Source organism: Enterobacter cloacae complex sp. AR_0002, assembly GCF_001922365.1.
GTDB lineage: Bacteria > Pseudomonadota > Gammaproteobacteria > Enterobacterales > Enterobacteriaceae > Enterobacter > Enterobacter hormaechei_C.
The window spans coordinates 2,525,280-2,550,640 of the sequence record NZ_CP018814.1 but is presented as its reverse complement, the minus strand read 5'-3'; the positions used below and the strand labels follow the sequence as shown (position 1 = coordinate 2,550,640).

General features: G+C 53.8%; 21 protein-coding genes, 1 tRNA gene and 1 pseudogene. 14 read left to right on the top strand and 9 right to left on the bottom strand.

The features are described from left to right. The first annotated feature begins 245 nt into the window (after nucleotides 1–245). From proB to AM329_RS12615, 6 genes are all read left to right on the top strand, one after another. A complete protein-coding gene (proB, locus tag AM329_RS12640; RefSeq protein WP_015571369.1) occupies nucleotides 246–1,349 on the top strand; it encodes a glutamate 5-kinase in 1,104 nt (367 codons plus the stop codon). A gap of 11 nt (nucleotides 1,350–1,360) precedes the next feature. Continuing rightward, nucleotides 1,361–2,614 (top strand): glutamate-5-semialdehyde dehydrogenase, encoded by a 1,254-nt coding sequence (gene proA, locus AM329_RS12635; protein ID WP_032608607.1) that lies wholly within the window; start codon nucleotides 1,361–1,363, stop codon nucleotides 2,612–2,614. 111 nt (nucleotides 2,615–2,725) lie between these two features. Beyond that, a tRNA-Thr gene (locus AM329_RS12630) sits at nucleotides 2,726–2,801 on the top strand. 568 nt (nucleotides 2,802–3,369) lie between these two features. Then, the gene (locus AM329_RS25895; protein WP_023315491.1) at nucleotides 3,370–3,528 is read left to right on the top strand and encodes a hypothetical protein; all 159 of its coding nucleotides are present in this window, start codon (nucleotides 3,370–3,372) and stop codon (nucleotides 3,526–3,528) included. Between the two features lie 105 nt (nucleotides 3,529–3,633). After that, nucleotides 3,634–4,176, top strand: a complete 543-nt coding sequence (locus AM329_RS12620) for a type IV secretion protein Rhs (RefSeq protein WP_032608608.1) — start codon at nucleotides 3,634–3,636, stop codon at nucleotides 4,174–4,176. A gap of 2 nt (nucleotides 4,177–4,178) precedes the next feature. Beyond that, a complete protein-coding gene (locus tag AM329_RS12615; protein ID WP_032608610.1) occupies nucleotides 4,179–4,535 on the top strand; it encodes a putative T6SS immunity periplasmic lipoprotein in 357 nt (118 codons plus the stop codon). 22 nt (nucleotides 4,536–4,557) lie between these two features. On the opposite strand, the gene yecR is transcribed toward AM329_RS12615, so the two are convergent. Then, nucleotides 4,558–4,749: a YecR family lipoprotein gene (gene yecR, locus AM329_RS12610; RefSeq protein ID WP_071785715.1), complete on the bottom strand. Its 192-nt coding sequence runs from the start codon at nucleotides 4,747–4,749 to the stop codon at nucleotides 4,558–4,560. Between yecR and AM329_RS12600 the strand changes: the two are divergent. Then, nucleotides 4,742–5,940: pseudogene (locus AM329_RS12600) on the top strand (IS3 family transposase). The gene yecR and the pseudogene AM329_RS12600 overlap by 8 nt on opposite strands. A 106-nt stretch (nucleotides 5,941–6,046) precedes the next feature. Here the strand turns inward: AM329_RS12600 and AM329_RS12595 are convergent. The 6 genes from AM329_RS12595 to AM329_RS12565 all read right to left on the bottom strand — a co-directional run bounded on the left by AM329_RS12595 (nucleotide 6,047) and on the right by AM329_RS12565 (nucleotide 13,162). After that, nucleotides 6,047–6,793 carry a cyclopropane-fatty-acyl-phospholipid synthase family protein gene (locus AM329_RS12595; protein ID WP_032608613.1) on the bottom strand — a complete coding sequence of 249 codons (747 nt, stop codon included), beginning with the start codon at nucleotides 6,791–6,793 and terminating at the stop codon, nucleotides 6,047–6,049. A gap of 10 nt (nucleotides 6,794–6,803) precedes the next feature. Then, entirely contained in the window at nucleotides 6,804–7,061 is a 258-nt protein-coding gene (locus AM329_RS12590) for a YjhX family toxin (protein ID WP_003863178.1), read from the bottom strand. 259 nt (nucleotides 7,062–7,320) lie between these two features. Beyond that, nucleotides 7,321–9,258: a bifunctional diguanylate cyclase/phosphodiesterase gene (locus AM329_RS12580; RefSeq protein ID WP_032608614.1), complete on the bottom strand. Its 1,938-nt coding sequence runs from the start codon at nucleotides 9,256–9,258 to the stop codon at nucleotides 7,321–7,323. A gap of 17 nt (nucleotides 9,259–9,275) precedes the next feature. After that, on the bottom strand, nucleotides 9,276–9,770 hold the full coding sequence (locus AM329_RS12575; protein WP_032608616.1) for a molybdopterin-dependent oxidoreductase: 495 nt from the start codon (nucleotides 9,768–9,770) through the stop codon (nucleotides 9,276–9,278). Between the two features lie 383 nt (nucleotides 9,771–10,153). Continuing rightward, on the bottom strand, nucleotides 10,154–11,938 hold the full coding sequence (locus AM329_RS12570) for a diguanylate cyclase (RefSeq protein ID WP_032608617.1): 1,785 nt from the start codon (nucleotides 11,936–11,938) through the stop codon (nucleotides 10,154–10,156). A gap of 114 nt (nucleotides 11,939–12,052) precedes the next feature. Then, nucleotides 12,053–13,162, bottom strand: coding sequence for an AI-2E family transporter (locus AM329_RS12565; RefSeq protein WP_003863175.1), 1,110 nt, complete (start codon nucleotides 13,160–13,162; stop codon nucleotides 12,053–12,055). Between the two features lie 157 nt (nucleotides 13,163–13,319). Here AM329_RS12565 and mmuP point away from each other — a divergent pair, with 157 nt between their 5' ends. The 6 genes from mmuP to tauD all read left to right on the top strand — a co-directional run bounded on the left by mmuP (nucleotide 13,320) and on the right by tauD (nucleotide 19,225). After that, complete coding sequence (gene mmuP / locus AM329_RS12560) at nucleotides 13,320–14,720, top strand: S-methylmethionine permease (protein ID WP_032608618.1); 1,401 nt, start codon at nucleotides 13,320–13,322, stop codon at nucleotides 14,718–14,720. Then, nucleotides 14,707–15,639, top strand: a complete 933-nt coding sequence (mmuM, locus tag AM329_RS12555) for a homocysteine S-methyltransferase (RefSeq protein WP_022650442.1) — start codon at nucleotides 14,707–14,709, stop codon at nucleotides 15,637–15,639. Before mmuP ends, mmuM begins: the two co-directional genes overlap by 14 nt. A 173-nt stretch (nucleotides 15,640–15,812) precedes the next feature. Then, complete coding sequence (tauA, locus tag AM329_RS12550) at nucleotides 15,813–16,775, top strand: taurine ABC transporter substrate-binding protein (protein ID WP_032608619.1); 963 nt, start codon at nucleotides 15,813–15,815, stop codon at nucleotides 16,773–16,775. A 10-nt stretch (nucleotides 16,776–16,785) separates the two neighbouring features. Next, the gene (tauB, locus tag AM329_RS12545) at nucleotides 16,786–17,553 is read left to right on the top strand and encodes a taurine ABC transporter ATP-binding subunit (protein WP_003863171.1); all 768 of its coding nucleotides are present in this window, start codon (nucleotides 16,786–16,788) and stop codon (nucleotides 17,551–17,553) included. Then, on the top strand, nucleotides 17,550–18,377 hold the full coding sequence (gene tauC / locus AM329_RS12540; RefSeq protein ID WP_032608620.1) for a taurine ABC transporter permease TauC: 828 nt from the start codon (nucleotides 17,550–17,552) through the stop codon (nucleotides 18,375–18,377). The genes tauB and tauC overlap by 4 nt, the downstream gene beginning before the upstream one ends. After that, nucleotides 18,374–19,225 carry a taurine dioxygenase gene (gene tauD / locus AM329_RS12535; protein WP_003863169.1) on the top strand — a complete coding sequence of 284 codons (852 nt, stop codon included), beginning with the start codon at nucleotides 18,374–18,376 and terminating at the stop codon, nucleotides 19,223–19,225. The genes tauC and tauD overlap by 4 nt, the downstream gene beginning before the upstream one ends. A 69-nt stretch (nucleotides 19,226–19,294) precedes the next feature. Here the strand turns inward: tauD and AM329_RS12530 are convergent, their stop codons facing one another. Both AM329_RS12530 and hemB read right to left on the bottom strand, forming a co-directional pair. Continuing rightward, nucleotides 19,295–21,019: a lysophospholipid acyltransferase family protein gene (locus AM329_RS12530; protein ID WP_032608621.1), complete on the bottom strand. Its 1,725-nt coding sequence runs from the start codon at nucleotides 21,017–21,019 to the stop codon at nucleotides 19,295–19,297. A gap of 128 nt (nucleotides 21,020–21,147) precedes the next feature. Then, nucleotides 21,148–22,122, bottom strand: a complete 975-nt coding sequence (gene hemB / locus AM329_RS12525; RefSeq protein ID WP_003859169.1) for a porphobilinogen synthase — start codon at nucleotides 22,120–22,122, stop codon at nucleotides 21,148–21,150. Nucleotides 22,123–22,574: 452 nt separating this feature from the next. Between hemB and AM329_RS12515 the strand changes: the two genes are divergently transcribed. Further along, a complete protein-coding gene (locus AM329_RS12515) occupies nucleotides 22,575–25,349 on the top strand; it encodes an autotransporter outer membrane beta-barrel domain-containing protein (RefSeq protein ID WP_032608624.1) in 2,775 nt (924 codons plus the stop codon). Nucleotides 25,350–25,361 lie beyond the last annotated feature (12 nt).

Genomic DNA, 25,361 nt, shown 5'->3' with positions numbered 1-25,361 from the left:
TACCCCGTGAAAAACAGGAAGGGTTTTATCGTTCGTGGGTGAAAGTTTTATGACAAAGTAAGAATATGTCTAAAAAAGTATGTTTTAATTTTTCGGTAATAAAATTGTCAAAATCTGCCGCTACGCTTCCTGATCCCGCGCAACAAAGTGACGGGTCATGCGCTAAGGCAGTTGGCAACGGGGCTGACACCTGTTAAAACGTCTGACTGACATCATTTTCCCTTATTGTTGAACGGCAGAGAATCATGAGTGACAGCCAGACGCTGGTGGTAAAACTCGGTACCAGTGTGTTAACAGGCGGATCGCGCCGCCTGAATCGTGCCCATATCGTTGAGCTTGTACGTCAGTGCGCTCAGTTGCATGCCGCAGGGCATCGTATTGTAATTGTGACATCCGGGGCGATTGCCGCCGGGCGTGAACACCTGGGCTACCCCGAACTCCCCGCGACGATCGCTTCCAAACAGCTGCTGGCCGCCGTGGGACAAAGCCGACTCATACAGCTCTGGGAACAACTGTTCTCCATCTACGGCATTCACGTCGGGCAGATGCTGCTGACGCGTGCGGATATGGAAGACAGAGAACGTTTCCTGAATGCCCGCGATACGCTGCGCGCGCTGCTGGATAACCATATCGTTCCGGTCATTAACGAAAACGACGCTGTTGCCACCGCTGAAATCAAAGTGGGCGACAACGATAACCTCTCTGCGCTGGCGGCGATCCTGGCAGGGGCCGATAAGCTGCTGCTTCTGACCGATCAGCAGGGGCTGTTTACCGCTGATCCGCGCTCTAATCCACAGGCTGAACTGATCAAAGACGTTCACGGCATTGACGATGCGCTGCGCGCCATCGCGGGTGACAGCGTTTCTGGTCTGGGGACCGGCGGTATGGGCACCAAGCTCCAGGCCGCGGACGTGGCGTGCCGGGCCGGCATCGACACCATCATCGCCGCGGGCAGCCGTCCGGGCGTGATAGGTGATGTGATGGAAGGCATCTCTGTAGGCACTCGCTTCCACGCCCAGGCGTCCCCGCTGGAAAACCGCAAACGCTGGATCTTTGGCGCGCCCCCGGCTGGCGAACTGACCGTGGATGAAGGCGCGACCGCCGCTATTCTGGAAAGAGGAAGCTCGTTACTTCCAAAAGGAATTAAAAGCGTGACAGGCAACTTCTCGCGTGGTGAAGTGATCCGAATCCGTAACCTTGAAGGTCGCGACATCGCTCATGGCGTAAGTCGTTATAACAGCGACGCGCTGCGTCGGATTGCTGGTCACCATTCCCAGCAGATCGACGCCATCCTGGGCTATGAATATGGCCCGGTTGCCGTGCATCGTGACGACATGATTATTCGTTAAGGAGCCAGAACATGCTGGAACAAATGGGCGCAGCCGCGAAAGCCGCCTCGTATAAACTGGCGCTCCTTTCCAGCCGCGAGAAAAACCGCGTGCTGGAAAAAATCGCTGATTATCTGGAATCTCAGTCGCAGGAAATTTTGCTCGCCAACGAGCAGGATCTGCTGGAAGCGCGTCGCAACGGCTTGAGCGAAGCGATGCTCGACCGTCTGGCGCTGACCCCGGCGCGTCTGAAAGGTATTGCCGACGACGTCCGTCAGGTGTGCAACCTCGCCGACCCGGTAGGGCAGGTGATTGACGGTGGGGTGCTCGACAGCGGGTTACGCCTTGAACGTCGTCGCGTGCCGCTTGGCGTCATTGGGGTGATTTACGAAGCGCGTCCAAACGTGACGGTGGATGTCGCCTCCCTGTGCCTGAAGACCGGTAACGCCGCGATCCTGCGTGGCGGGAAAGAGACCTGGCGCACCAACGCCGCGACGGTAAACGTCATCCAGCAGGCGCTGGAGGAGTGTGGTTTACCGGCGGGTGCCGTGCAGGCGATTGAAAGCCCCGACCGTGCTCTGGTTAACGAGATGCTGCGCATGGACAAATACATCGACATGCTCATCCCACGCGGCGGTGCGGGCCTGCACAAGCTGTGCCGCGAGCAATCTACCATTCCGGTGATCACCGGTGGTATTGGCGTATGCCATATCGTGGTGGATGACACCGCGGAGGTAGAACCTGCGCTGAAGATTATCGTCAACGCTAAAACCCAGCGTCCAAGCACCTGTAATACGGTAGAAACGCTGCTGGTGCATCAGGGCATCGCCAGTACCTTCCTGCCAGCGCTGAGCAAGCAGATGGCGGAAAGTGGCGTCACGCTGCATGCGGACGAGAGCGCTTTCGCCCTGCTGAAAGACGGTCCGGCGAAGGTCGTTCCGGTTAATGCGGAGCAGTACGACGATGAGTATTTGTCGCTGGATCTGAACGTGAAGGTAGTTGCGGATCTCGATGACGCTATTGCGCACATTCGTGAACACGGAACCCAGCATTCTGACGCGATCCTGACGCGCACCCTGCGCAATGCCGATCGGTTTGTGAATGAAGTGGATTCGTCTGTGGTTTACGTCAATGCCTCGACGCGCTTTACCGATGGCGGCCAGTTTGGTCTGGGCGCGGAGGTGGCGGTGAGCACACAGAAGCTGCACGCCCGCGGTCCGATGGGGCTGGAAGCGCTGACCACCTACAAGTGGATCGGCTTTGGTGATGATACCATTCGTGCGTAAATAATCGCGGGTGATGCAAAAATAGCCGTTTGATTCAAAAGGGCATTGACGCATCACCCGGTTAGATCTACTCTTTTGCCCCGTGGTTACGCTCGTAACCGGCCTTTCAGGGCCGATATAGCTCAGTTGGTAGAGCAGCGCATTCGTAATGCGAAGGTCGTAGGTTCGACTCCTATTATCGGCACCATCTAAGAAAATCAATCACTTATCGTCAAAAACCTAAAGGATTGTATCTTTCATTATCATCCTTGATAACACTTGGTAAACGCCTTTCCGTTGTATCGGCTCAAGGATTGTACAACGTACTGGCGGGTAGTTACCAGGCTCAAGCCCGAACAGCATTAGAAATTTTGCCATCCCTTGAAGCTGAAAGAGTTGCCGGACTCTCTAAACACATCACTTGAACCATTAGCGATACGTTCCGCGCTTCGTGCGGCGCTCAATGATGCTACACCTTGTGAAAGGTCACAGAGAATAAACAGGCGTAATGTTGGGAAGACTAACCGGATCGGGAAAGAATCCGGCTCTGCCACGGTTTCGATCACCGGAGTATAACGATCACCTGATAAGAGAACGTGCTAAGGCTTTATCCTCCCTGCGAAGGGATTACACCCTGCGGTAGCGCTATGCGCCGCCTTTTCTTATGTGCCCAACACGGCACGTAATGATCATCTATTATCTGCACCATTGTAACTTTCGTTGTACTGTCTCTCTGCTGTACGTTGAACGCTGGCAGATTCAGCGGAGGGGATACCATGTCAAAAGCCACGAATACAGCAGCCACTAAGCGCAACAACCGTAAGATTCACGCCCGTAAATTCCTGGCAACACCAGAGGGGAAAGCCTGGCTTGCTAAGAAGCAGGAAGAGCGAGAGGAAATCAAGTTGGCGCGAGCGGCTAACAACATGTTTTAAACTACCGAACACGCCGCTAATTGGCTTCTATTGTCCAAAATCTGTTAGTTGCGCATTTCCTGCTCTCTGGATACCCTGATATAAATCATACAAGGAGGACAGTTTATGAGCGCACAGGCAGAGGAAGGAACATTACGCCGGATGACCTTAGGCGAGATTGCAATGGCTCGCAGAGTGTTCGGTGATTCGATAGTGTATAGCCGTGTCTGGATTCATTGCGACAGCTATTTACCGTTCGGCCTCCAGAAACAGAACTACGCGATGACTCCCAACGGGGAGTTGTGGTACAGAAAACAGATGTACAGGGAAGACTTTTCCGCAAACTCAGTTTTCGTTGAAGATAAATATGTTTTCATCCATGAATTGGGGCATGTGTGGCAACACCAGCACGGGCAATGGGTGAGAATGCGGGGTGCGTTTAGCTGGGCTGCTGAATATACCTACAGGCTGGATAAAGAAAAGCTCACTGATTACTCTCTTGAGCAGCAAGCCTCTATTTTAGCTGATTACTGGTTACTGCTGGTTTATGGGATCAGTAAGTGGTCTTACTATCAGAGACCAGGGCGCATGGGGATGTACAGGGGCGTAGACAAATTGCAGGATGTCCCTTCGCTTTACCAGAAAATCGTAACAGGGAAGGGGCGTTAAACATGAAAAACAAAATGTTGCTGGGTGTTGTATTCCTCTTAACGGGATGCCCTGGGCCTGGTGATCGAATGGTAGATCGTGAATCTACAACGGCATTTATCAAAGATAATCAAGTTTGTGTGGTGTCACCACTGGAGCCACAGGAACGGATCACTGCTATCCAAATCAACAGTGATAATAGCGACTCTCTTCACAATATTTTTGATGACAAGCCTGTTTATGTACCGAAGGGTGAGTGTCTTCCTGTATTCGGATTTAAGTTTACACCTGGAGAGCGGTATAACTTCGCGTATGACGTCCAATCTGCTAAATCAGGGGCGTATTTAGTCACTGCTGAATTTTCTTATCCCAAAGAATAAGGGGGCATTCTGCCCCCAAATCTTATTTCTTCAAGTCACCAGTACATTGATATTCCATTGTGACCATTGTTTCCATACATCCGCTTGAGGATGGTTGAGAACAAACAGAAGTTGAACCACCGAAAGGCTCAGCACCAGAATAGCCCCATGCAGCGCAACGCTGTGTGAAGTGGTTTACTGAATTTGGCCACCTGAACAGAGGTGATATGCTCATCTCAGAACAATACAGGTGTCCCAATGAAAAAAGAAATTTCAGCGCAGAGTTTAAACGCGAATCCGCTCAACTGGTCCTTGATCAGAACTACACCGTTGCAGCTGCGGCCAGTGCTATGGACGTGGGGCTTTCTACCATGACGCGATGGGTAAAGCAGTTACGGGATGAACGACAGGGTAAAATACCTAAAGCCTCCCCTATAACCCCGGAACAGATTGAAATACGTGAGCTAAAGAAAAAGCTACAACGCATTGAAATGGAAAACGACATATTAAAAAAGGCTACCGCGCTTTTGATGTCAGACTCCCTGAACAGTTCTCGTTAATCGAAAAACTCAGAGCGCAGTATCCTGTGGTCACACTCTGACAGGTGTTCGGGGTTCATCGCAGCAGCTACAAATACTGGGTGAAAAGCCCCGAAAAGCCAGACGGCAAGCGGGCTATATTACGTAGCCAGGTTCTGGAGCTGCATAACATTAGCCATGGCTCTGCTGGCGCGAGGAGTATCGCCATTATGGCAACCCTGAGAGGTTTCAGAATGGGACGCTGGCTTGCCGGCAGACTCATGAAAGAACTGGGACTGGTTAGTTGTCAGCAACCCACCCACCGGTATAAACGTGGTGGCCATGAACACATTGCTATCCCAAACCACCTTGAGCGACAGTTCGCAGTGACAGAGCCTAATCAGGTGTGGTGCGGCGATGTGACGTATATCTGGACAGGCAGGCGCTGGGCTTACCTCGCCATTGTTCTCGATTTGTTCGCCAGGAAACCGGTAGGCTGGGCAATGTCATTCTCACCGGACAGCAAGCTAACCATCAAAGCGCTGGAAATGGCGTGGGAAACCCGAGGTAAACCAGCGGGAGTGATGTTCCCCAGTGACCAGGGTAGCCACTACACAAGCAGGCAGATCCGGCAGTTATTGTGGCGTTACCGGATCAGGCAAAGTATGAGCCGACGCGGAAACTGCTGGGATAACAGCCCGATGGAACGCTTCTTCAGAAGTCTGAAAAACGAGTGGGTGCCAGTGACATGCTATATAAACTTTAGCGAAGCAGCTCATGCGATCACAGACTATATCGTCGGGTATTACAGGTCGGTAAGGCCGCATGACTATAACGGTGGGTTACCCCCAAACGAATCGGAAAACCGATACTGGAAAAACTCTAAAGCCGTGGCCAGTTTTGGTTGACCACTTCAAACAACTCAACCCATCTATGCTGCACTTTCTGGCTGAATGCTTAACCCTGTCTGTTGAACTGCGGCATAACCCTAAAGGCTATACCGCCAGCGTTATGTTATCGCGCCATTAACGCAAACACTCCCCAGCCAAAGTACTCCCGCGTGTACGTCACATGACGTTCAGGCGCTATCGTCAGCTCCGCCCGAACCTCCTGCGCGAAGTCATCGTCTGGGTTTTCCTCCAGCCAGCGCCGCATGGTCATCCATTTTGCGGCTTCGTACCTGTCCCAGCCTTCCTGGTCAGCCAGCACCATTTCAACCAGGTCATAGCCCTGTTGATCGAAAGACGCAACCAGACCGGGCAGAGTGAGAAAGTCTGCAATCGACGAGATGCCGCAGGCCTGAGCTATCTCTGCCGTCGCGGGTACCTGACGCCAGTACGGTTCGCCGATGAGCATTATTCTCCCAGGCTTGAGGCTTTTTGCCAGCAGATCCATCGTCCCGGCTACGCCCCCCGCAATCCAGGTTGCGCCAACGCAGGCCGCCACGTCACATTTTTCATTCGCGACGTAGCCGGCCGCGTCGTTATGAATGAAATGGACGCGTTCGCTGACACCGAGTTCCTCTGCGCGCCGCGTGGCCTGCGCGGTGAAGAGCGGGCTCATATCGATACCGATACCGGTAATGGCGTGATCCCTAGCCCAGGTACAAAGCATCTCTCCCGAGCCGCTGCCGAGATCGAGAATGCGAGTGCCTGGCTTCATGCGTAACACGCGGCCCAGCGTCGCGTACTTCTCTGGTGTAAAGGGGTTATGAATGCGGTGTTCGCTTTCGCTAACAGTAAAAATACGTGGGATATCCATCATCCTCTCCTTAACGATTATCAGGCTGAGCGCGAACGTTGTTCAGCCCGGTGGTGTTAATGCGGTAGGGCTGACCGTTAACGGATTTGATCAGCTTTTTGGTTTTGAGCTTTTTGAAAACGGCGAGCGTGCAGTCAGCCAGCAGTAGCCCTTCGCGGCTATAGCATTCAACGGCGGTGACGCGGCCGGAGGTATCGCGGACGTGCACAATACGGCCACCTTTGGCGAGAACGTGTAAGGTACGTTGTTCCTGACGGGATAAATTCATACTGGAAAACCTGTTTAATCATCATGTGCAAAACGTGCAAACACACAGCGGTGTCCGCATACGATTTCGGCGCATTGATAATCAGTCCGGCCTGGAAAGGTCGGGAAGCTGATTATCGGATGATTACATTCTCCAGCATCAAAGCCTCGGTTTGAGTTGATAGGTATTTACGGGGTGAATGATAACACCTGGTTATTGTCAGTGAATACCCAGGGGTGAAAAATGTGATCCCGGTTGGTATCGGGCTGAGGAGAGGGGATCATTCCTGGCCGCTCTTAATTTTGCTGTCGACCTGAGGCTGTGGTTTGCTGAAAAGATATCCCTGCACAAGCTCGCAACCCAGAGCCTGAAGCCGCTCAAGCTGCTCTTCGGTCTCAACGCCCTCAGCTATGACGCCCATATTAAGGCTTTTAGCCATACCGGTAATCAGCTTCACAATATTAAGCGCATCTTCCTGCGTAGATATCGGATTGACAAAAGATTTATCGATCTTGATTTTATCAAAATTCAGTTCGCTGAGTCTGGAGAGCGACGAATAGCCCGTGCCAAAATCATCAATGGAGATTCTTACGCCCAGTGCGCGGAGTTTTTTCAGAATCGCAATGGGGTTATTTCTGTCACTGAAGAGGGATGACTCCGTGACCTCTAACTCAAGACGGTTAGCCGGGAGCCCGGTTTCAGCCAGAACGGACTGCACCGTATTAATAAATGATTTGCTGCCCAATTGAACAGGCGAGACGTTGACGGAGATCCTGGCCGGAACAGTCCAGGAGACCGCTTCCCTACAGGCCAGTTTAAGTACGGTTTTACCTATCTCGTTGATCATGCCTGTTTTTTCAGCGGCGAAAATAAAGCTATCTGGGGAGAGCACTCCCTTTACAGGATGCATCCAGCGAATCAGCGCTTCATAGCCGTAAATTTCCTTGCTGACGGAATTCACAATAGGCTGGTAATAAACAACAAATTCATCATTCTCTATTGCTCTTGCCATATCATTTTCAAGGGTTCTGCTTTCCTGCAACTTCTGTAGCATTCGCTGGCGGAATACTTTGATTTGCTGAGAACCTTCTTTCTTGGCTTCATAGAGCGCCAGATCGGCAAATTTATAAAGGTAATCTGAACGTCGTTCGTTATCCGATAAAACAATACCTACACAGGTGGCTATTTTTATGAGTTGATTATTGATTGTATAGGGCTTGCTGATGCTATCACTGATTTCTCGCGCGCGTGAGACGGCTGCGGTTTCGGTTAAGCCACTGGAGAGAAACGCAAATTCGTCGCCGCCCAAACGATAAAATGTCTCTGAAAAGCGGCCCAAAGCATTAAGGCGCGTGGATACCTCACGTAACAGTAAATCCCCGGTATCATGACCGTAGGTATCATTCACCTCTTTGAACCGGTCTAAATCGAATAACATCACCGTGACCGAAATATGTTTTTTCTCAGCCTGTAGATTAAGTTTATTGAGATCATCCCAAAAGAAAAGACGGTTTTTCATGCCGGTAAGGGAGTCATGATAAACATCGTATTCCAGTTTTGTATTCTGGATTTGCAGGGTTTCTTTGGATAGCTGAAGTTCTTCAGCCAGCGTTTTCACCTGCATATGGGCTTTCAGGATATTTTTATTTTGATAGATAATCAAAAAGCCCAGTATGAAGCTTAAAATAACCAGCAACAGAGAAAGTGCCGAGTAAATATAATACAGAACCTGTATTTTAAGGTTGGTTTCATTGATTGTATTAACATCTTTTGTTAAAGCCGTGGATGAAAGCTGGCTTAGCGGGGCATCCAGTGAATGCATATTGTTCAGATAGAACTTTAACTCTGAACGGCTCATTTTCTCAAGATGACCATCCAGATAGTTCAGTATATTTTCCAGGCGTAAGGCGAGCGCCTGATGCGCTTTTTCGCTGTTTATATAACGACCCAGGCCGCCCTCTTTCAATAAATCATTCTGGCTCAGCATGATTTCCAGGCGCATGCGAACCTGGTCTACCGTAACGTCATCAGTCTCGGTTGCGTACAGTCCAATCCATGATTCAAATCGGTAATATTCAGATACCAGTTGGGCTACAGACCAGGACTCAGTGTAGTGAGTCAATTTTTGCAACTCTTGCTGACGATCGTAAACAAGAAATGCTATATATCCCGTAGTGATAAAAAGAGAAAAAATGATACCAACCAGTATCCTGTTCATTATGTTCTCCTGAACTACTATTCAATCTTCATTTTGCTGACCTGCCATGCCGATCGCGAGTAATAAATCTGATTATTGAGTTCAGGAAGACTGTCATAAGGGTAGACGATGAATGACGGACCTTTATCGCGGATGCGCATATATTCGCCATTGACCTTTAAAGCCAGGATGGCGTTGTATTTCTGGAAGTCGCTGAGAGGGATGACGGTAGTGTAATCATTGAGTGCAATCACATTCAGGACAGAACCCTTTGCACCCACATACTCCATGAGTTTGCGCATCGGGATACCCTCAAACTTCGTGCGGCCATTATACCAGGGAGAGGTCGTCTGGAAACTCACCATGCCCAGTTTTTCAAGGCTGGCAATATCAAAAACGGCATTTCCATTTTCGTTCGTATTTTCTATATTACCGTTAATGGTTAAGATGGGTTTGCCCACAGGCTTTGGCAGTTCGCCAGCCCAGCTTAAACTTTGTACCAAAAAGCAGCACAGCATTAGGATTATTCGCATATTGGCCTCCTCTTTTTAACAGAAGTATAAGAATTATAAGTTATTTATCCTATAAGTTTGTCTATTTTGTTGAACGCCACGCCTTTTTGCAAACGCTACTTGATTAAAATCATAAAAATCAAAATGATAGCTGTATTTTGCCCCGTGATTGCAGACCGCTGGCTGAAGCTTACGTTTTTTAAAACATAAAAACTTAGTGTAATAAACCACCCGAGTTTAAAAAATGATCGCTTTGATTTATTGATATATTTACGCACCCCCATTTTTTATCAATGGTGGCATCGTTAAGATGAATTTATTTGTACAAAGAATGATAACGCACCCTCAATGTGAGGGAATAAGAGAGTGCGCGTACCTCTGACGTCGTTGGCACTGAGTTTCGCTTAACCCGCCTCCAGCATACTGAAACTGACGATCCGCGAGCGCCCCAGCTCTTTCGCCCGGTAAAGCGCAACGTCTGCCGCGCGCAGCAGGTCGTCGCTTTGGGCGTGCTGCGGGTAACTGGCGATCCCGATCGACACATCTACCGGGCCAATCTCAGCAAGCCCATAACGTAGCGACAGCGTATGGACGCCGTTATAAATCTCCGTTGCGCAGGCGTGAGCCGCTTCCTCATCCGCACCCGTAAGTAGCACCAGAAACTCTTCGCCACCAAAGCGGAAGGCCAGGCCGGCATCGTGCACGGCACGCTGAACAATTGTCGCCACGCTCTTAATCACATGATCGCCAGCCTCATGGCCGAAGCGATCGTTAATGCTTTTGAAGTGATCGATGTCGATCATCATGCAGCTCACCGGTTCATCATTGCGCATCGCCTGAGCTATCTGAGTGCGCAGGGTATCTTCAAGGTGGTGGCGGTTACGCAAGCCGGTGAGCGGGTCGAATAGCGCTTTTTCCAGCAGGGCATCGCGCAGACGCTGGTTGGCCAGCGCCAGACCCAGGGCTTCCGCCATTAATTCGAGATAGGCGCGGGACGGTGCCGTTTCAGGCGTGATGTTCTGAAACGACAGCAAACCAATGGCTTCCCCCTGCGCAATGAGCGGCACGCAGAGTGAACTGTCTTTTTGTGATTCAGGCAGATGCTGGCAACCGATATCCGGCTCGCCATTGACCGGTGGGTGGCTCTGACCACGGCGTATGGCCCAGCATTGATCGGGGTGGAAAGCATTTTTTTCTCCCTGGGGAGATAACCATTCCGCCGCACAGCGCATCTCCCACGGGTTTCGATCCAGAATATACAGACGCCCGGCGACACCCGGCGCAATGTTGGGAGCAAACAGCTCTGCCACCTCAATCACGTCGCTAACGTTCTCGCAGCCCTGCAAGCGCTGGGTCATTCGCGCGAGCAGCTCGCGGATGGCCCAGTCTGCGTCGCGTTCTTTTTCAAGCCGCTGCCTTGCCAGCCCGTTCTCGCGGAAAATGCGAATAGCCTGCGCCATATCGCCTATCTCATCGACCTGGTTGAAATTTGGCGTTTCGACGGCGTAATCCTGTGAGGCCAGCCGGTGAACCACATCACTGAGGCGCACCACAGGGCGCAGCACGCGGTGCTTGAGAATAAAACCCATCACGAATAAGAAGAGCAGGGCGGTCAGGCCGACCATCATTTCAGAGGCGGTACGCAGGGTTTTTGACGTGTTGGTCGCTGCCTGGACATCGGCGATAATGCGCTTATCCAGAAGCACACGAAAATGGTCAATCTTGCTTTGGGCGCGTTCCATTTCAAGTTCGTAGATTTTGCCGAAGAGTAACGCAATGGCCTGTTGTTCCTCACCCCGGGCGACGCTGGCAATTGCTGCCTGCTGTTCATCCTGTAGGTCATCGACAATCTTCAGCCCTTCGTACAGCAGCGCCAGCTCTTCGCCCGTTGCGCCCGTATCTTTTAACTGGCCCAGCTTGCGCTCGATATTCTTCAGTTCGCCTTCTTTCGCCTGGTACGTTTTCAGCACATCGGGCTCTTTTTTGATGGCGTAAAGGCGCGCTAAGTCGGAGAGCATCCAGGTTTCTGCTTCAATCTCTTCCGTAAGCTGGTCAAAAATTTGTCGTTGCTTAACAGCCTGACGTTCTACGTTGTCGGCATGGGAAGCCATCAGCATGACGATACCGGAGGCAATGGTCAGGCACACCGTGACACCATAAGCCCAGTTTGTGATCGTGGCGATTCGCACCTGTTGGATCCTTCTACGACAAATGTGGAAGAGCGTTCATTAAAGATTATAGAAAACCCCTGATTTATCGCGAAAAAAAAGGCGGCACCGGGCCGCCTGTCAAAACGCGTTTAGTTAGAGATCCGGAGGATTTTTTCCTTCTTCGATAAAATCTGCGTCCAGCTCCTCGGCGTTGCCTGCGTGGTCGCGGCCGGAGAAGAGGTTCCAGCAGGCGATAAACAGGGCGGCAATCAGCGGCCCAATCACAAAGCCGTTAATGCCGTACAGCTCCATACCGCCGAGCGTGGTGATCAGTATCAGGTAGTCCGGCATTTTGGTGTCTTTGCCCACCAGCAGCGGACGTAAAAGGTTGTCCACCAGCCCGACGATAATGACAAAGAAGCCCACAATGAACAGACCCTGCCACAGCTGGTGAGTGGCAAACAGGAAGATGGCGGCGGGAACCCAGACGATAGCCGAGCCGACGGCGGGCACCAGGGAGAGGAACGCCATCAGCGCTCCCCACAGTACGCTACCGTCAATACCGACGATGGCAAAGGCGATACCGCCAAGCGTACCTTGAACCACCGCCACGACCGCCGTACCTTTTACCGTAGCTCGCGAGACGCCGACAAACTTCGCGAACAGGTGCTGTTTGACGAAGTCAGACAGCGGCAGCGAGTCGAGGATCTGGCGCACCAGATAGGGCCCGTCTTTGAGCAGGAAAAACAGCAGGTACAGCATAATGCCGAAGCTAATAGCAAAGCCGAACGTCCCTTTACCAATCAGGAACGCGCTACCCGCCAGATACTGTCCGCCCTGTAACGCGACATCGGAAAGCTTTTTCTGGATCTGCGCGGCGTTGGTCAGGTTGTGATCCGCCAGGAAGCCGCTGGCCCAGTCCGGCAGGCGGTTGAAGATACCGGCGATGACTTCCGGGAACTGCGTGTTGTTCTGTTGCAGCTTGGTGTAAACCATGTTCAGTTCCACCGCGAGCGAGGAAAGGATCACCATCAACGGAATAAACACGATCAGGCAGATAATGCCGAGTGTGAGGAGGGAAGCCAGCCCGTTGCGATCGCCCAGCGCGGTACGCAGCTTGTTTTTCACCGGGTTGAAAATGATGGTCAGGATCGCGGCCCACAGAATCGCCGAGAAATAGGGTGACAGCACGTCAAAGAAAGCCCAGGTTACAAGGGCCAGGATGAGAATAAAGAAACCTTTGGTAAGTCCGTTAAATCGCATAGTGAGTCCTGGTGAAGAAGAAACTGTGTCGACTATAGAACTGATTTAAGGATTTACCAATAATTGCGCCGAAGTCGTGCCGGGTGGCTTTTTGTTAACAATCGCGGTATAACACCCTTCTTTGGATGTTTAGATGTCCATACGTTTAGAAGGTAATATGCAAACAGAACAACAAAACGGGCAGCTTAAGCGCACCATGAAAACCCGCCACCTGATTATGCTCTCGCTGGGTGGCGTTATCGGCACAGGGTTATTCTTCAATACCGGATACATCATTTCGACAACTGGCGCGGCGGGCACGCTGCTGGCGTATCTTATCGGTGCGCTGGTGGTCTGGCTGGTTATGCAGTGTCTGGGCGAGCTCTCCGTGGCGATGCCGGAAACCGGGGCGTTCCACGTCTACGCCGCTCGTTATCTCGGCCCGGCGACAGGGTATACCGTGGCGTGGCTGTACTGGCTTACGTGGACAGTGGCGCTGGGATCGAGCTTTACCGCAGCCGGGTTCTGTATGCAGTACTGGTTCCCGCAGGTTCCCGTCTGGACGTGGTGCGTCGTCTTTTGCGTGGTGATTTTTGCTCTTAATGTGATTTCCACGCGTTTCTTCGCCGAAGGGGAATTCTGGTTCTCGCTGGTGAAAGTCATCACCATCATCGCCTTCATTATTCTCGGCGGAGCGGCGATCTTCGGTTTTATCCCGATGCAGGATGGTTCACCGGCGCCGGGCTTGAGCAACATTACTGCCGAAGGCTGGTTCCCGCACGGCGGTCTGCCGATCCTGATGACCATGGTGGCGGTCAACTTTGCCTTCTCAGGTACAGAGCTTATCGGCATCGCGGCAGGGGAAACGGAAAACCCACACAAGGTTATTCCGGTTGCTATTCGCACCACCATCGCCCGGCTCATCATCTTCTTTATTGGCACCGTGTTTGTGCTGGCGGCGCTGATCCCGATGCAGCAGGCTGGCGTGGAGAAAAGTCCGTTTGTGCTGGTGTTTGAAAAGGTCGGCATTCCGTATGCGGCGGATATCTTTAACTTCGTGATCCTGACGGCGATCCTCTCGGCGGCGAACTCGGGCCTGTACGCCTCTGGCCGTATGCTGTGGTCTCTGTCTAACGAGAAAACGCTGCCGCGCTGCTTTGCCCGCGTCAACAAAAACGGCGTGCCGCTGACGGCGCTCTCCGTTTCCATGCTGGGCGGCATGCTGGCGCTGTTCTCCAGCGTGGTCGCGCCGGATACGGTGTTTGTGGCGCTGTCCGCTATCTCCGGCTTTGCGGTGGTGGCGGTGTGGATCAGCATCTGCGCGTCGCACTTTGTGTTTCGTCGCCGTCACGTGCAGTCCGGGCAACCGCTTTCGGCGTTGCAGTATCGCGCGCCATGGTATCCGCTGGTGCCCGTGCTTGGCTTTATCCTCTGCCTGGTGGCCTGCGTCGGCCTGTGGTTTGACCCCAGCCAGCGTATTGCCCTTTATTGCGGGCTTCCGTTTGTCGCCCTGTGTTATGGTGCGTACTACCTGACCCGAAACCTGACCACGCAGGAGCCTGAACATGTCGCAGAATAATCCGCTTACCGCTCTCCTTGAAAACCAGCCGTTTGTCGTGCTGGATGGGGCAATGGCAACGGAGCTGGAAGCGCGCGGTTGTAACCTTGCCGACAGCCTCTGGTCGGCTAAAGTGCTGATGGAAAACCCGGAGCTGATCCGTGACGTACACCTCGACTACTACCGCGCGGGGGCACAGGTGGCGATCACCGCCAGCTATCAGGCGACACCCGCGGGCTTTGCCGCTCGCGGGCTGGACGAGTCGCAATCCCGGGCGTTGATTGGCAAAAGCGTAGAGCTGGCACGCAAAGCGCGGGAAGCGTACCTGGCTGAGAACGCAAATGCAGGCACGCTGCTGGTGGCGGGATCTGTGGGCCCTTACGGCGCGTATCTGGCCGATGGTTCCGAGTATCGCGGCGATTACGTGCGTAGCGCTGAAGAATTCACCGCCTTCCACCGCCCGCGTGTAGAGGCGCTATTGGATGCGGGCGCGGATTTGCTGGCCTGTGAAACGCTGCCTTCGTTCACTGAGATTAAGGCGCTGGCGGCGTTGCTGACGGCGTATCCCCGCGCCCGGGCATGGTTCTCATTTACCCTGCGTGACAGCGAGCACCTGAGTGACGGAACGCCGCTGCGGGATGTCGTTTCTGCGCTGGAAAACTACCCGCAGGTTGTCGCGCTGGGGATCAACTGTATCGCGCTGGAAAACACCACCTCGGCGCTGACGCATCTGCACAGCCTGACATCGCTGCCGCTGGTGGTCTATCCGAATTCCGGCGAGCATTATGATGCGGTGAGCAAAACCTGGCATCACCACGGTGAAGCGTGCGAGACGCTGGCGGGGTATTTACCGCAGTGGCTGGCGGCTGGCGCTAAATTAATCGGGGGATGTTGCCGGACCACGCCGAAAGATATTGCTGCGCTGACGGTTCAGCGCTGAGGTCTTTGCCGGGTGGCGGCTGCGCCTTACCCGGCGAAACAACCGCACAAAATTCACTATCCTTTCCCGCTTTTTTTCTAAAAACGAATCGTCATTAGCGATTCTTTTTTATTCCTTTATCAAAATTCTCGCGCCGGAAATACTGCTCTCATAACAACAAGGGAGCAGACATTATGGCAATTTCATCGCGGATCACACTTCTCGGCGCACTGGCGCTGTGGGCATTTCAGGCGCAGGCGGTGGACGTCACCGTCGCGTATCAGACTTCCGCTGAGCCGGCGAAAGTCGCGCAGGCGGATAACACCTTCGCCAAAGCGAGCGGGGCGAACGTCGACTGGCGCAAGTTCGACAGCGGCGCGGCGATTGTGCGGGCGTTAGCCTCGGGCGACGTGCAGATTGGCAACCTGGGCTCCAGCCCGCTGGCGGTGGCCGCCAGCCAGCAGGTGCCGATTGAAGTTTTCCTGCTGGCGTCGCAGCTCGGAAATTCCGAAGCGCTGGTGGTAAAGAAAAGCATCACGAAACCCAAAGATTTGATCGGCAAACGCATCGCGGTGCCGTTTATCTCCACCACGCATTACAGCCTGCTGGCAGCGCTGAAACACTGGGGCATTAAGCCCGGCCAGGTGCAGATCATCAACCTGCAACCTCCGGCCATTATTGCCGCCTGGCAGCGTGGCGACATCGACGGAGCATACGTCTGGGCGCCCGCCGTCAACGAACTGGAAAAAGAGGGCACCGTGCTGACCGACTCCGAAAAAGTGGGGCAGTGGGGCGCGCCAACCCTTGATGTCTGGGTGGTACGTAAGGACTTTGCCGAGAAACACCCTGAAGTGGTGAAAGCCTTCGCCAAAAGCGCCATCGACGCACAACAGCCATACATCAGCAACCCGGATGAATGGCTGAAACAGCCCACCAACCTGGGGAAACTCTCACGTCTGAGCGGCGTGCCGGAAGCTGACGTGCCGGGGCTGGTAAAAGGCAACACCTATCTGACGCCTGCTCAGCAGGTCCAGCAGCTGAACGGGCCGGTAAGCAAAGCGATTGTTGACACTGCGACGTTCCTGAAAGAGCAGGGCAAAGTGCCTGCGGTGGCGGCGGATTACAGCCAGTTCGTGACCGATCGCTTTGTGAAATAAGGGGGCTGCAATGCTGAACATTACAAACCTGTCTGCCGATTACGGCGGCAAACCCGCCCTGGAAGCGATCAACCTGACGCTGGACAGCGGTGAACTGCTGGTGGTGCTGGGACCGTCCGGCTGCGGGAAAACGACGCTGCTGAACCTGATCGCCGGGTTTGTACCGTATCAGCACGGCTCGATCCAACTGGAAGGGAAACGGGTCACGGGGCCGGGCGCAGAGCGCGGCGTGGTTTTCCAGAACGAAGGGTTACTCCCGTGGCGAAACGTTCAGGAAAACGTTGCGTTTGGTCTGCAACTGGCCGGTGTAGCGCGTGAACAGCGCCTGAATACGGCGCGCGATATGCTGAAAAAGGTCGGGCTGGAGGGGGCTGAAAAACGCTTTATCTGGCAGCTTTCAGGCGGGCAGCGTCAGCGCGTCGGGATCGCCCGTGCGCTGGCGGCTAACCCACAGCTGCTGTTGCTGGACGAACCTTTTGGGGCGCTGGACGCCTTCACCCGCGAGCAGATGCAAACCCTGCTGCTGCGCCTGTGGCACGAAACCGGCAAGCAGGTGCTGTTAATCACCCACGATATCGAAGAGGCCGTGTTTATGGCGACGGAGCTGGTGCTGCTCTCACCGGGGCCGGGACGCGTGCTGGAGCGCCTGCCGCTTGAGTTTGCCCGGCGCTATGTGGCGGGAGAACCGGTACGCAGCATCAAATCCGATCCGCTGTTTATTGAACAGCGTGAATACGTCTTAAGCCGCGTGTTTGAGCAACGGGAGGCGTTCTCATGAGCATTGTTTTCAGTGAAAAAACGCGGCGGACGCGCCTTGCCTTACGCTGGCCGTTCTCTCGCCAGCTCACTTTAAGCGTCAGCACGCTGGTGGTGTTGCTGGCGGTATGGTGGGCGGTTGCCGCGCAGCAGTGGGTCAGCCCGCTGTTTCTGCCCCCGCCAGGCCAGGTTCTGGAAAAACTGATTACTATCGCCGGGCCGGAGGGCTTTATGGATGCCACGCTCTGGCAGCATTTAGGTGCCAGTCTGACGCGTATTCTGGTGGCGCTGCTGGCGGCGGTCATTATTGGCGTTCCGGTGGGGATCGCGATGGGACTGAGCCCGACGGTACGCGGCATTCTCGACCCGCTGATAGAGCTTTACCGTCCCGTCCCGCCGCTGGCTTACTTGCCCCTGATGGTGATCTGGTTTGGTATCGGGGAGACGTCAAAGATCTTACTGATATACCTGGCGATTTTTGCGCCGGTCGCGATGTCGGCTCTGGCTGGCGTAAAGAGTGCGCAGCAGGTACGCATACGTGCGGCGCAGTCGCTCGGCGCCAGCCGCGCGCAGGTCCTGCTGTTCGTCATTTTACCGGGCGCGCTGCCGGAGATATTGACCGGGCTGCGCATCGGCCTTGGGGTGGGCTGGTCTACGCTGGTGGCGGCAGAGCTGATAGCCGCCACACGCGGCCTTGGGTTTATGGTGCAGTCGGCGGGAGAGTTCCTGGCGACTGATGTGGTACTGGCAGGGATCGCAGTGATCGCCGCGATCGCCTTTGGATTAGAACTGGGACTGCGCGCGCTACAGCGTCGCCTGACGCCCTGGCATGGAGAAATACAATGAGTGAACGTCTGACGATTATCCCGTTGGGGCCGTACATTGGCGCGCAAGTGTCGGGCCTGGACGTAACCCGTCCGCTGAGCGATAACCAGTTTGAGCAGCTGTACCACGCGGTGCTGCGTCATCAGGTGGTGTTCCTGCGTGAACAGGCCATTACCCCGCATCAGCAGCGCGCGCTGGCCCTGCGTTTTGGCGACCTGCATATCCACCCCGTCTATCCGCATGCGGAAGGGGTGGAGGAGATTATCGTCCTCGACACCCACAACGATAACCCGCCGGATAACGATAACTGGCATACCGATGTGACCTTTATCGACACACCGCCAGCCGGGGCGATTCTTGCGGCGAAGCTGTTGCCTGAGACGGGGGGCGATACGCTGTGGGCCAGCGGGATCGCAGCGTTTGAGGCGCTCTCCGCGCCGCTCCAGACCCTACTGAGCGGCCTGCGGGCGGAGCATGACTTCAAAAAATCATTCCAGGAATATAAGTACCGTAAAACGGAAGAGGAGCACCAGCGCTGGCTGGATGCGGTCGAAAAACATCCCCCGCTGCTGCACCCGGTGGTGCGTACGCATCCGGTGACCGGAAAGCAGGCGCTGTTTGTGAATGAAGGGTTTACCACGCGTATCGTGGACGTAGCGGAGAAAGAGAGTGAGGCGCTGCTCGGCTTCTTGTTCGCGCATATCACCAAACCGGAGTTTCAGGTGCGCTGGCGCTGGCAGGAGAACGATCTGGCGATCTGGGATAACCGCGTCACGCAGCATTACGCCAATGCGGATTATCTGCCGCAGCGAAGGATTATGCAGCGGGCGACGATTTTGGGGGATAAGCCGTTCTACCGTGCGGTTTGAGCCCCTCACCCTAACCCTCTCCCCAAAGGGGCGAGGGGACTGACCGGTGCGGTTTTCACCCTCTCCCTTTTAGGGAGAGGGCAGGGGGGAGGGTATTAAGTGCGCCTCTATATACCGCTGATAGCGGTTCGCCTTCAGATAACACAAATCCACCAGCACCAGCCCGTCGATACAGTTATTGAACGCCGGATCGCTGCCGAAATCGACAAACTGCACGCCGCCGGGTTCGCATAGCTCGGAATACTGTTTGTAGAGCGGCGGGATGCCGCAGCCCAGGTTGCCGAGTAGGGATTTGAGCTTTGTCAGGTCATCCACGTAATCCACCCCGCCAAATTGCGCCAGCACGTCTGGCAGGGATGCGGGATAGGGCTGGCGCGAGGCGGCTAGAGGATGCGTCGCCGGGAACCACAAGCGGTAAAAGGCGACCAGCAGATCCCGCGCGGCAGGCGGTAACCCCCCGGAGATGGAGACCGGGCCAAACAGGTAACGGTAATGAGGATAGCGTGCCAGATAGGCGCCAATACCTGACCACAGATAGTCCAGACCGCGACGCCCCCAGTAGCGCGGCTGTACAAAGCTACGCCCCAGCTCAATGCCGTGCTCCAGTATGTCCTGCATTTTTTCGTCGTAGTGGAACAGGCTGTAGCTGTACAACCCCTCGACGCCGCGCTTTTCCACCTGCATGGCCGTTGGCATAAAGCGGTACGCGCCGACAATCTCCAGGTCATCGTCATCCCACAAAATGAGGTGCAGATAGTCATCATCGTAGCTGTCCGTATCCCGCCGCTTCCCGCTGCCTTCCTCCACGGCACGAAAGGCAATCTCGCGCAGCCGCCCCAGCTCGCGCAGCAGAGGCGCCTCTTCCTGCCCGTTGAGCTGCCAAAGATAGATGGCCTTACCATCGCTCGTTTTTCCCAGACACTCGGCCTGCGCCAGTTCGCGCTTCAGCGTGGCCCTGTCTTCCGGGCGGGCAATGGCGCACTGGGTTTTAAAGACGCCAGGCAATCCCTTGCCAAGACGTATCACGTGCTGACGACACTGCTCGGCCATCTCACGCGATGAAAGGGTAGAACTAAACCGGTCATTCCAGGCAATCTGCTGGCCGATTTTGATCGGCAACTGACTGTGACGGCGGCGAAACATCTGTTGCATCAACAGCAGCATGGATACCGTTGGCGAGACCAGGGTACTGGCATAAAACAGCAGGCTGTTGTGCGCCTGGATATGTACCGGAAGTAGCGGCACCCGTAATTTGCCAGCCAGCTTGATAAAGCCCGGATGCCATTTTTTATCGCGTATGCCTTTGCGCGTTGGGCGGGAAACTTCGCCCGCCGGAAAGAAGATCAGCACACCGGCGTTTTGCAGGTGCTGCTCCATCTGTATCAGCGAAGCTTTTGCGGTTCTGCCGCCCATATTATCCACGGGAATAAACAATGAACTGAGGGGCTCAAGGTGGGACAGCATCCTGTTGGTAACAACCCTGACGTCGCGGCGCACGCGGGAAACGGCGTACAGCAACGCCAGCCCATCCAGCGTGCCAGTGGGGTGGTTCGCTATCACAATGAGTGGGCCGTGTTCGGGGATTTGTTCGAGATCGCGGGCGGAAACGGAGCAGTGAATATCAAGGTGTTCCAGAACCTGATCCACCATATCCAGCCCTTTCAGGTGACGGTGGCTGGCGGCAAACTGCTGAAATTCGTCTTCGTGAAGCAGTCTTTTTAACAGACTTTTTTGCCAGGGTGCGGGCCTCGCCTGAGGCCAAAGGTCATCAAGAACGCTGTCGAGACTAAACATTGATCACTCCTCCTGCCGTCTTGCCCAGACAGTAGAAGGAGGAGATGTCGTTTGTATTGCAGTTTGGTGAAGATTAGCGCAGAGAGCAGGCCGGGTAAGGCGAAGTCGCCACCCGGCGCTAAAGCGGATTAACGCAGAATTTTCTTCTCGGCCAGATCCAGCGCGAAATAGCTGAAGATCAGATCCGCGCCCGCACGTTTGATCGCCCCCAGGCTTTCGAGGATCACTTTCTCTTCGTCGATGGCACCCGCCTGCGCGGCGAATTTGATCATCGCGTACTCACCGCTCACCTGGTATGCGCCCAGCGGCAGTTCGGTGCGTTCGCGAATGTCGCGCAGGATATCCAGGTACGCGCCAGCCGGTTTCACCATCAGGCAGTCAGCGCCCTGGGCTTCATCAAGCAGAGATTCACGAATCGCTTCGCGGCGGTTCAGCGGGTTCATCTGATAGGTTTTACGATCGCCTTTCAGCGCCGTGCCCGCTGCTTCACGGAACGGACCGTAGAAAGAGGAGGCGAATTTGGTGGAGTAGGACATGATGGCGGTGTCGGTGAAGCCCGCGGCATCCAGCGCATGGCGAATCGCCTGTACCTGCCCATCCATTGCCGCAGAAGGCGCAATGAAATCCGCACCCGCGGCGGCGGCAACCACCGCCTGCTTGCCCAGATTCAGCAGGGTCGCATCGTTGTCCACGCCGTGATCGCACAGCACACCACAGTGGCCATGAGAGGTGTATTCGCAGAAGCAGGTATCGGACATGACGATCATCTCCGGCACACTCTCTTTGCAGATGCGCGACATGCGTGCCACGAGGCCGTCTTCTTTCCAGGCATCGCTGCCGGTCGCGTCAGTGTGGTGGGAGATACCGAACGTCATCACCGAGCGGATGCCCGCATTCGCAATGCGTTCGATCTCGCGGGCCAGATGCTTTTCAGGAATGCGCATCACGCCCGGCATCGCGTCGATGGCTTTGTAGTCATCGATCTCTTCTTCAACAAAAATCGGCAACACCAGATCGTTTAAGGTCAGTGTTGTCTCTTCAAACATGGCGCGCAGTGCGGGTGACTTGCGCAGGCGACGGGGACGTGCAATTAAATCGGTCATGGTATGCCTGATGTTTGTGGAACAAAGAGGTATAGTGTACCTGAAAGCAGGGAGCGGTGTTTTACTAAAGTTGTCTTTTAGATTTTCGAAATCGACTAATATACGCTGCATGTATTTAGTCTATATTATAACTCTTATTCTGATGTTCAGCGTGGCGTGTAATATTGGTGAGGCTTCTATATTGGTTTGGGATTATAAATATAAATGATTAATTGCTTTTTATTATATGTGTCGAAGCAACTAAAGTAGTTTGCAATCAGTTGAATTTATAATATTTATTCATAATGATTGATATTGCCGTGGGTTTATAAGCTTATTTGTCTGAATACGGACTTAATGGAATCATTCATTGAACCTTTTCGAAGTGAAACTGCATAATTCCTTCCGCAATTTAATGTTGCTAAATGATTTGATGGACAAACTTGCTTACGTCCCTGAGGAGGGATGACCCAATGCAAACATGGAAAAAGAAACTGGTTGTATCACAACTTGCATTAGCCTGCACACTGGCTATCGCTTCTCAGGCCAATGCGAAAGATATATCCGGCACGACATATAATACTTTTGGATATGACAATACTGCGTCCACGCCCTGGTATTATGGTTATGCTGACTGGAATTATTCAGATGCCACACATGATGGTGACATTTATCCGGTCGTCAATAAATCAACCGTAAACGGAGTTATTTCGACATACTATCTGGATGATGGTGTCAATGGCCGTGCGAACGCGTTGAGTATTTCTAACAGCACCATTAATGGCATGATCACCTCAGAGTGTATGACCACGACGTGTGCAGATGGCGTAGATACTGACGGCACCGCTCATACCCAGTATGATCGTTTTAGCCTGACCGTTGATAACTCCACCATCAACGATACCTACGAGCATTACGCGTATGATGTCGTCAATGGCGAAACCACTGAAACGCATTATCTGGACACCTATGATCTGGGTAACGCCATCACGCTGGACGTTGAATCTGATATCGTTATTCAGAACAATTCCCACGTTGCGGGTATCACGCTGACGCAGGGTTACCAGGATCTGGATAACACGCCATACGACGGTGTTGAAGGCGTTGCTAACAGCAGCAATGTCTTTACCGATACGCTGGTGGTGAAAGACTCTGTGCTGACCTCCGGTGCGTACAGCGATCTGGGTACCAGCGGCTTCTACGGTCAGACGGCGAAGCCGAGCGACTACGGTGAAACCAACGCCACGGCTGCGGATGATGCGGCGCTGATCGTTGTGGCTGGCGCGTCTGATAACGCTATGCAGACCACCGCTACCTTCGATCACTCTACCATTACCGGCGACATCCTTTTCTCCAGCACCTTTGATAACAACTTCTACGAGAATGGCGATCCGGCAACGGATACCACCGATGACGGCATCTATAACCCAACTACCAACGGCTGGGATGATACCGACAAGCTGGATGTCACGCTGACCAACGGCAGTAAATGGGTGGGTGCCGCGCAGTCCAGCGTTGAGGCCATCGGCACGGCGCAGATGTATGGTGAAGGCTACAGCAATGTAGACTGGCATGCACTTTCTCCAAACAGCATCTGGCCTGATTCTACCTTTGATAGCAACGGTCACGTTGCAGGTGAAGAGGTTTATCAGAGCGGCCTGTTCAACGTGGCGCTGGATAACGGTTCCGAGTGGGATACCCGTAAGATCTCCAACATCGACGCGCTGACGGTGAACAACCAGTCTCAGGTCAATGTTGAAAACTCCGGCCTGCTGGCGGATTCCATCACCCTGACCAATGCGTCTAGCCTGAACATCGGCGACAACGGCGCGGTAGCAACCGATAGCCTGTATCTGGATAGCTACAGCCGTGCGGCACTGACTGAAGAGACAGCTGAGCTGTATGCCAACACCATTACCGTGGACAACGGTGCAGAGCTGGCGCTGGGTCTGGGTCAGGTTGATACGCACAATATGGTGCTGACCGATGGCGGTGTACTCAACGTTGCCAGCCGCGATTATGTGCTGAACAGCGACCTGAACAACGCACGGTATATCACCAACGATCGCAATAAAGCGGACTACGACTATGGTGTTGTCGCGCTGAACTCTGACGGTCATCTGGCGGTGAACGGTGACGTTGCCGGTAACTATAAAGTGCGCATCGACGATGCGACCGGCGCAGGCTCCGTAGCTGACTACAAAAACAAAGAGATCATTCGCGTCTATGACAATAACGCGGATACCGCTGCCAGCTTTACTGCGGCAAATAAAGCTGATTTAGGTGCATACACCTATCAGGCGCAGCAGAAGGGCGACACCGTTGTTCTCCAGCAGGAAGAGCTGACTGACTACGCCAACATGGCGCTGAGCATTCCTTCTGCTAATACCAACATCTGGAATCTGCAACAGGATACCGTGGGTACCCGTCTGACCAACAGCCGTCATGGCCTGGCAGATAACGGCGGCGCATGGGTGAGCTATTTCGGCGGCAACTTTGACGCGGATAATGGCACCGTTAGCTACGATCAGGACGTAAGCGGCATTATGGTAGGTCTGGATACTCAGATCGACGGTAATAACGCGAAGTGGATTGTCGGTGGTGCGGCTGGTTTCGCGAAGGGTGATATCAGCGATCGTACGGGTCAGGTCGATCAGGACAGCCAGACTGCGATGATCTACGCGTCGGCGAAGTTCATGAACGATATCTTCCTCGACAGCTCACTGAGTTACACCCGCTTCAACAACGACCTCTCTGCCACCATGAGCAATGGTCAGTATGTTGACGGTAATACCACGACTGACGCCGTTGGTTTCGGGATGAAACTGGGCTATGACTGGAAACCAAACCTGTCTGGCTACGTCACGCCTTACGCGGCGATTTCTGGCCTGTTCCAGTCCGGTGATGACTACCAGTTAAGCAACGACATGCGTATCGATGGTCAGTCTTACGACAGTATGCGTTATGAAGTCGGCGTGGATGCAGGTTATACCTTCAACTACGGCGGCGAGCAGGCATTAACGCCTTACTTCAAACTGGCTTACGTGTATGACGATGCTGACAACAATGCTGATATCAACAACGACAGCATTGATAACGGCGTAGAAGGCTCTGCGGTTCGCGTGGGACTGGGTACTCAGTTCAGCTTCACGAAAAACTTCAGTGCTTACACTGATGCGACTTATCTGGGCGGCGGCGACGTTGACCAGAACTGGGGAGCAAACCTGGGTGTGAAATATACCTGGTAAGAAAAAAACGCG

What these genes read in the sequence shown, in the direction of transcription:
- AM329_RS12595 (WP_032608613.1), bottom strand. Translation starts at nt 6,793, where the DNA reads ATGGATATCCCACGTATTTTTACTGTTAGCGAAAGCGAACACCGCATT.
- proB (WP_015571369.1), top strand. Translation starts at nt 246, where the DNA reads ATGAGTGACAGCCAGACGCTGGTGGTAAAACTCGGTACCAGTGTGTTA.
- AM329_RS12590 (WP_003863178.1), bottom strand. Translation starts at nt 7,061, where the DNA reads ATGAATTTATCCCGTCAGGAACAACGTACCTTACACGTTCTCGCCAAA.
- yecR (WP_071785715.1), bottom strand. Translation starts at nt 4,749, where the DNA reads ATGAGCATATCACCTCTGTTCAGGTGGCCAAATTCAGTAAACCACTTC.
- tauA (WP_032608619.1), top strand. Translation starts at nt 15,813, where the DNA reads ATGGCAATTTCATCGCGGATCACACTTCTCGGCGCACTGGCGCTGTGG.
- AM329_RS12565 (WP_003863175.1), bottom strand. Translation starts at nt 13,162, where the DNA reads ATGCGATTTAACGGACTTACCAAAGGTTTCTTTATTCTCATCCTGGCC.
- AM329_RS12615 (WP_032608610.1), top strand. Translation starts at nt 4,179, where the DNA reads ATGAAAAACAAAATGTTGCTGGGTGTTGTATTCCTCTTAACGGGATGC.
- AM329_RS12515 (WP_032608624.1), top strand. Translation starts at nt 22,575, where the DNA reads ATGCAAACATGGAAAAAGAAACTGGTTGTATCACAACTTGCATTAGCC.
- proA (WP_032608607.1), top strand. Translation starts at nt 1,361, where the DNA reads ATGCTGGAACAAATGGGCGCAGCCGCGAAAGCCGCCTCGTATAAACTG.
- AM329_RS12620 (WP_032608608.1), top strand. Translation starts at nt 3,634, where the DNA reads ATGAGCGCACAGGCAGAGGAAGGAACATTACGCCGGATGACCTTAGGC.
- AM329_RS12530 (WP_032608621.1), bottom strand. Translation starts at nt 21,019, where the DNA reads ATGTTTAGTCTCGACAGCGTTCTTGATGACCTTTGGCCTCAGGCGAGG.
- AM329_RS12575 (WP_032608616.1), bottom strand. Translation starts at nt 9,770, where the DNA reads ATGCGAATAATCCTAATGCTGTGCTGCTTTTTGGTACAAAGTTTAAGC.
- hemB (WP_003859169.1), bottom strand. Translation starts at nt 22,122, where the DNA reads ATGACCGATTTAATTGCACGTCCCCGTCGCCTGCGCAAGTCACCCGCA.
- AM329_RS12580 (WP_032608614.1), bottom strand. Translation starts at nt 9,258, where the DNA reads ATGAACAGGATACTGGTTGGTATCATTTTTTCTCTTTTTATCACTACG.
- AM329_RS25895 (WP_023315491.1), top strand. Translation starts at nt 3,370, where the DNA reads ATGTCAAAAGCCACGAATACAGCAGCCACTAAGCGCAACAACCGTAAG.
- tauB (WP_003863171.1), top strand. Translation starts at nt 16,786, where the DNA reads ATGCTGAACATTACAAACCTGTCTGCCGATTACGGCGGCAAACCCGCC.
- tauC (WP_032608620.1), top strand. Translation starts at nt 17,550, where the DNA reads ATGAGCATTGTTTTCAGTGAAAAAACGCGGCGGACGCGCCTTGCCTTA.
- mmuP (WP_032608618.1), top strand. Translation starts at nt 13,320, where the DNA reads ATGCAAACAGAACAACAAAACGGGCAGCTTAAGCGCACCATGAAAACC.
- mmuM (WP_022650442.1), top strand. Translation starts at nt 14,707, where the DNA reads ATGTCGCAGAATAATCCGCTTACCGCTCTCCTTGAAAACCAGCCGTTT.
- tauD (WP_003863169.1), top strand. Translation starts at nt 18,374, where the DNA reads ATGAGTGAACGTCTGACGATTATCCCGTTGGGGCCGTACATTGGCGCG.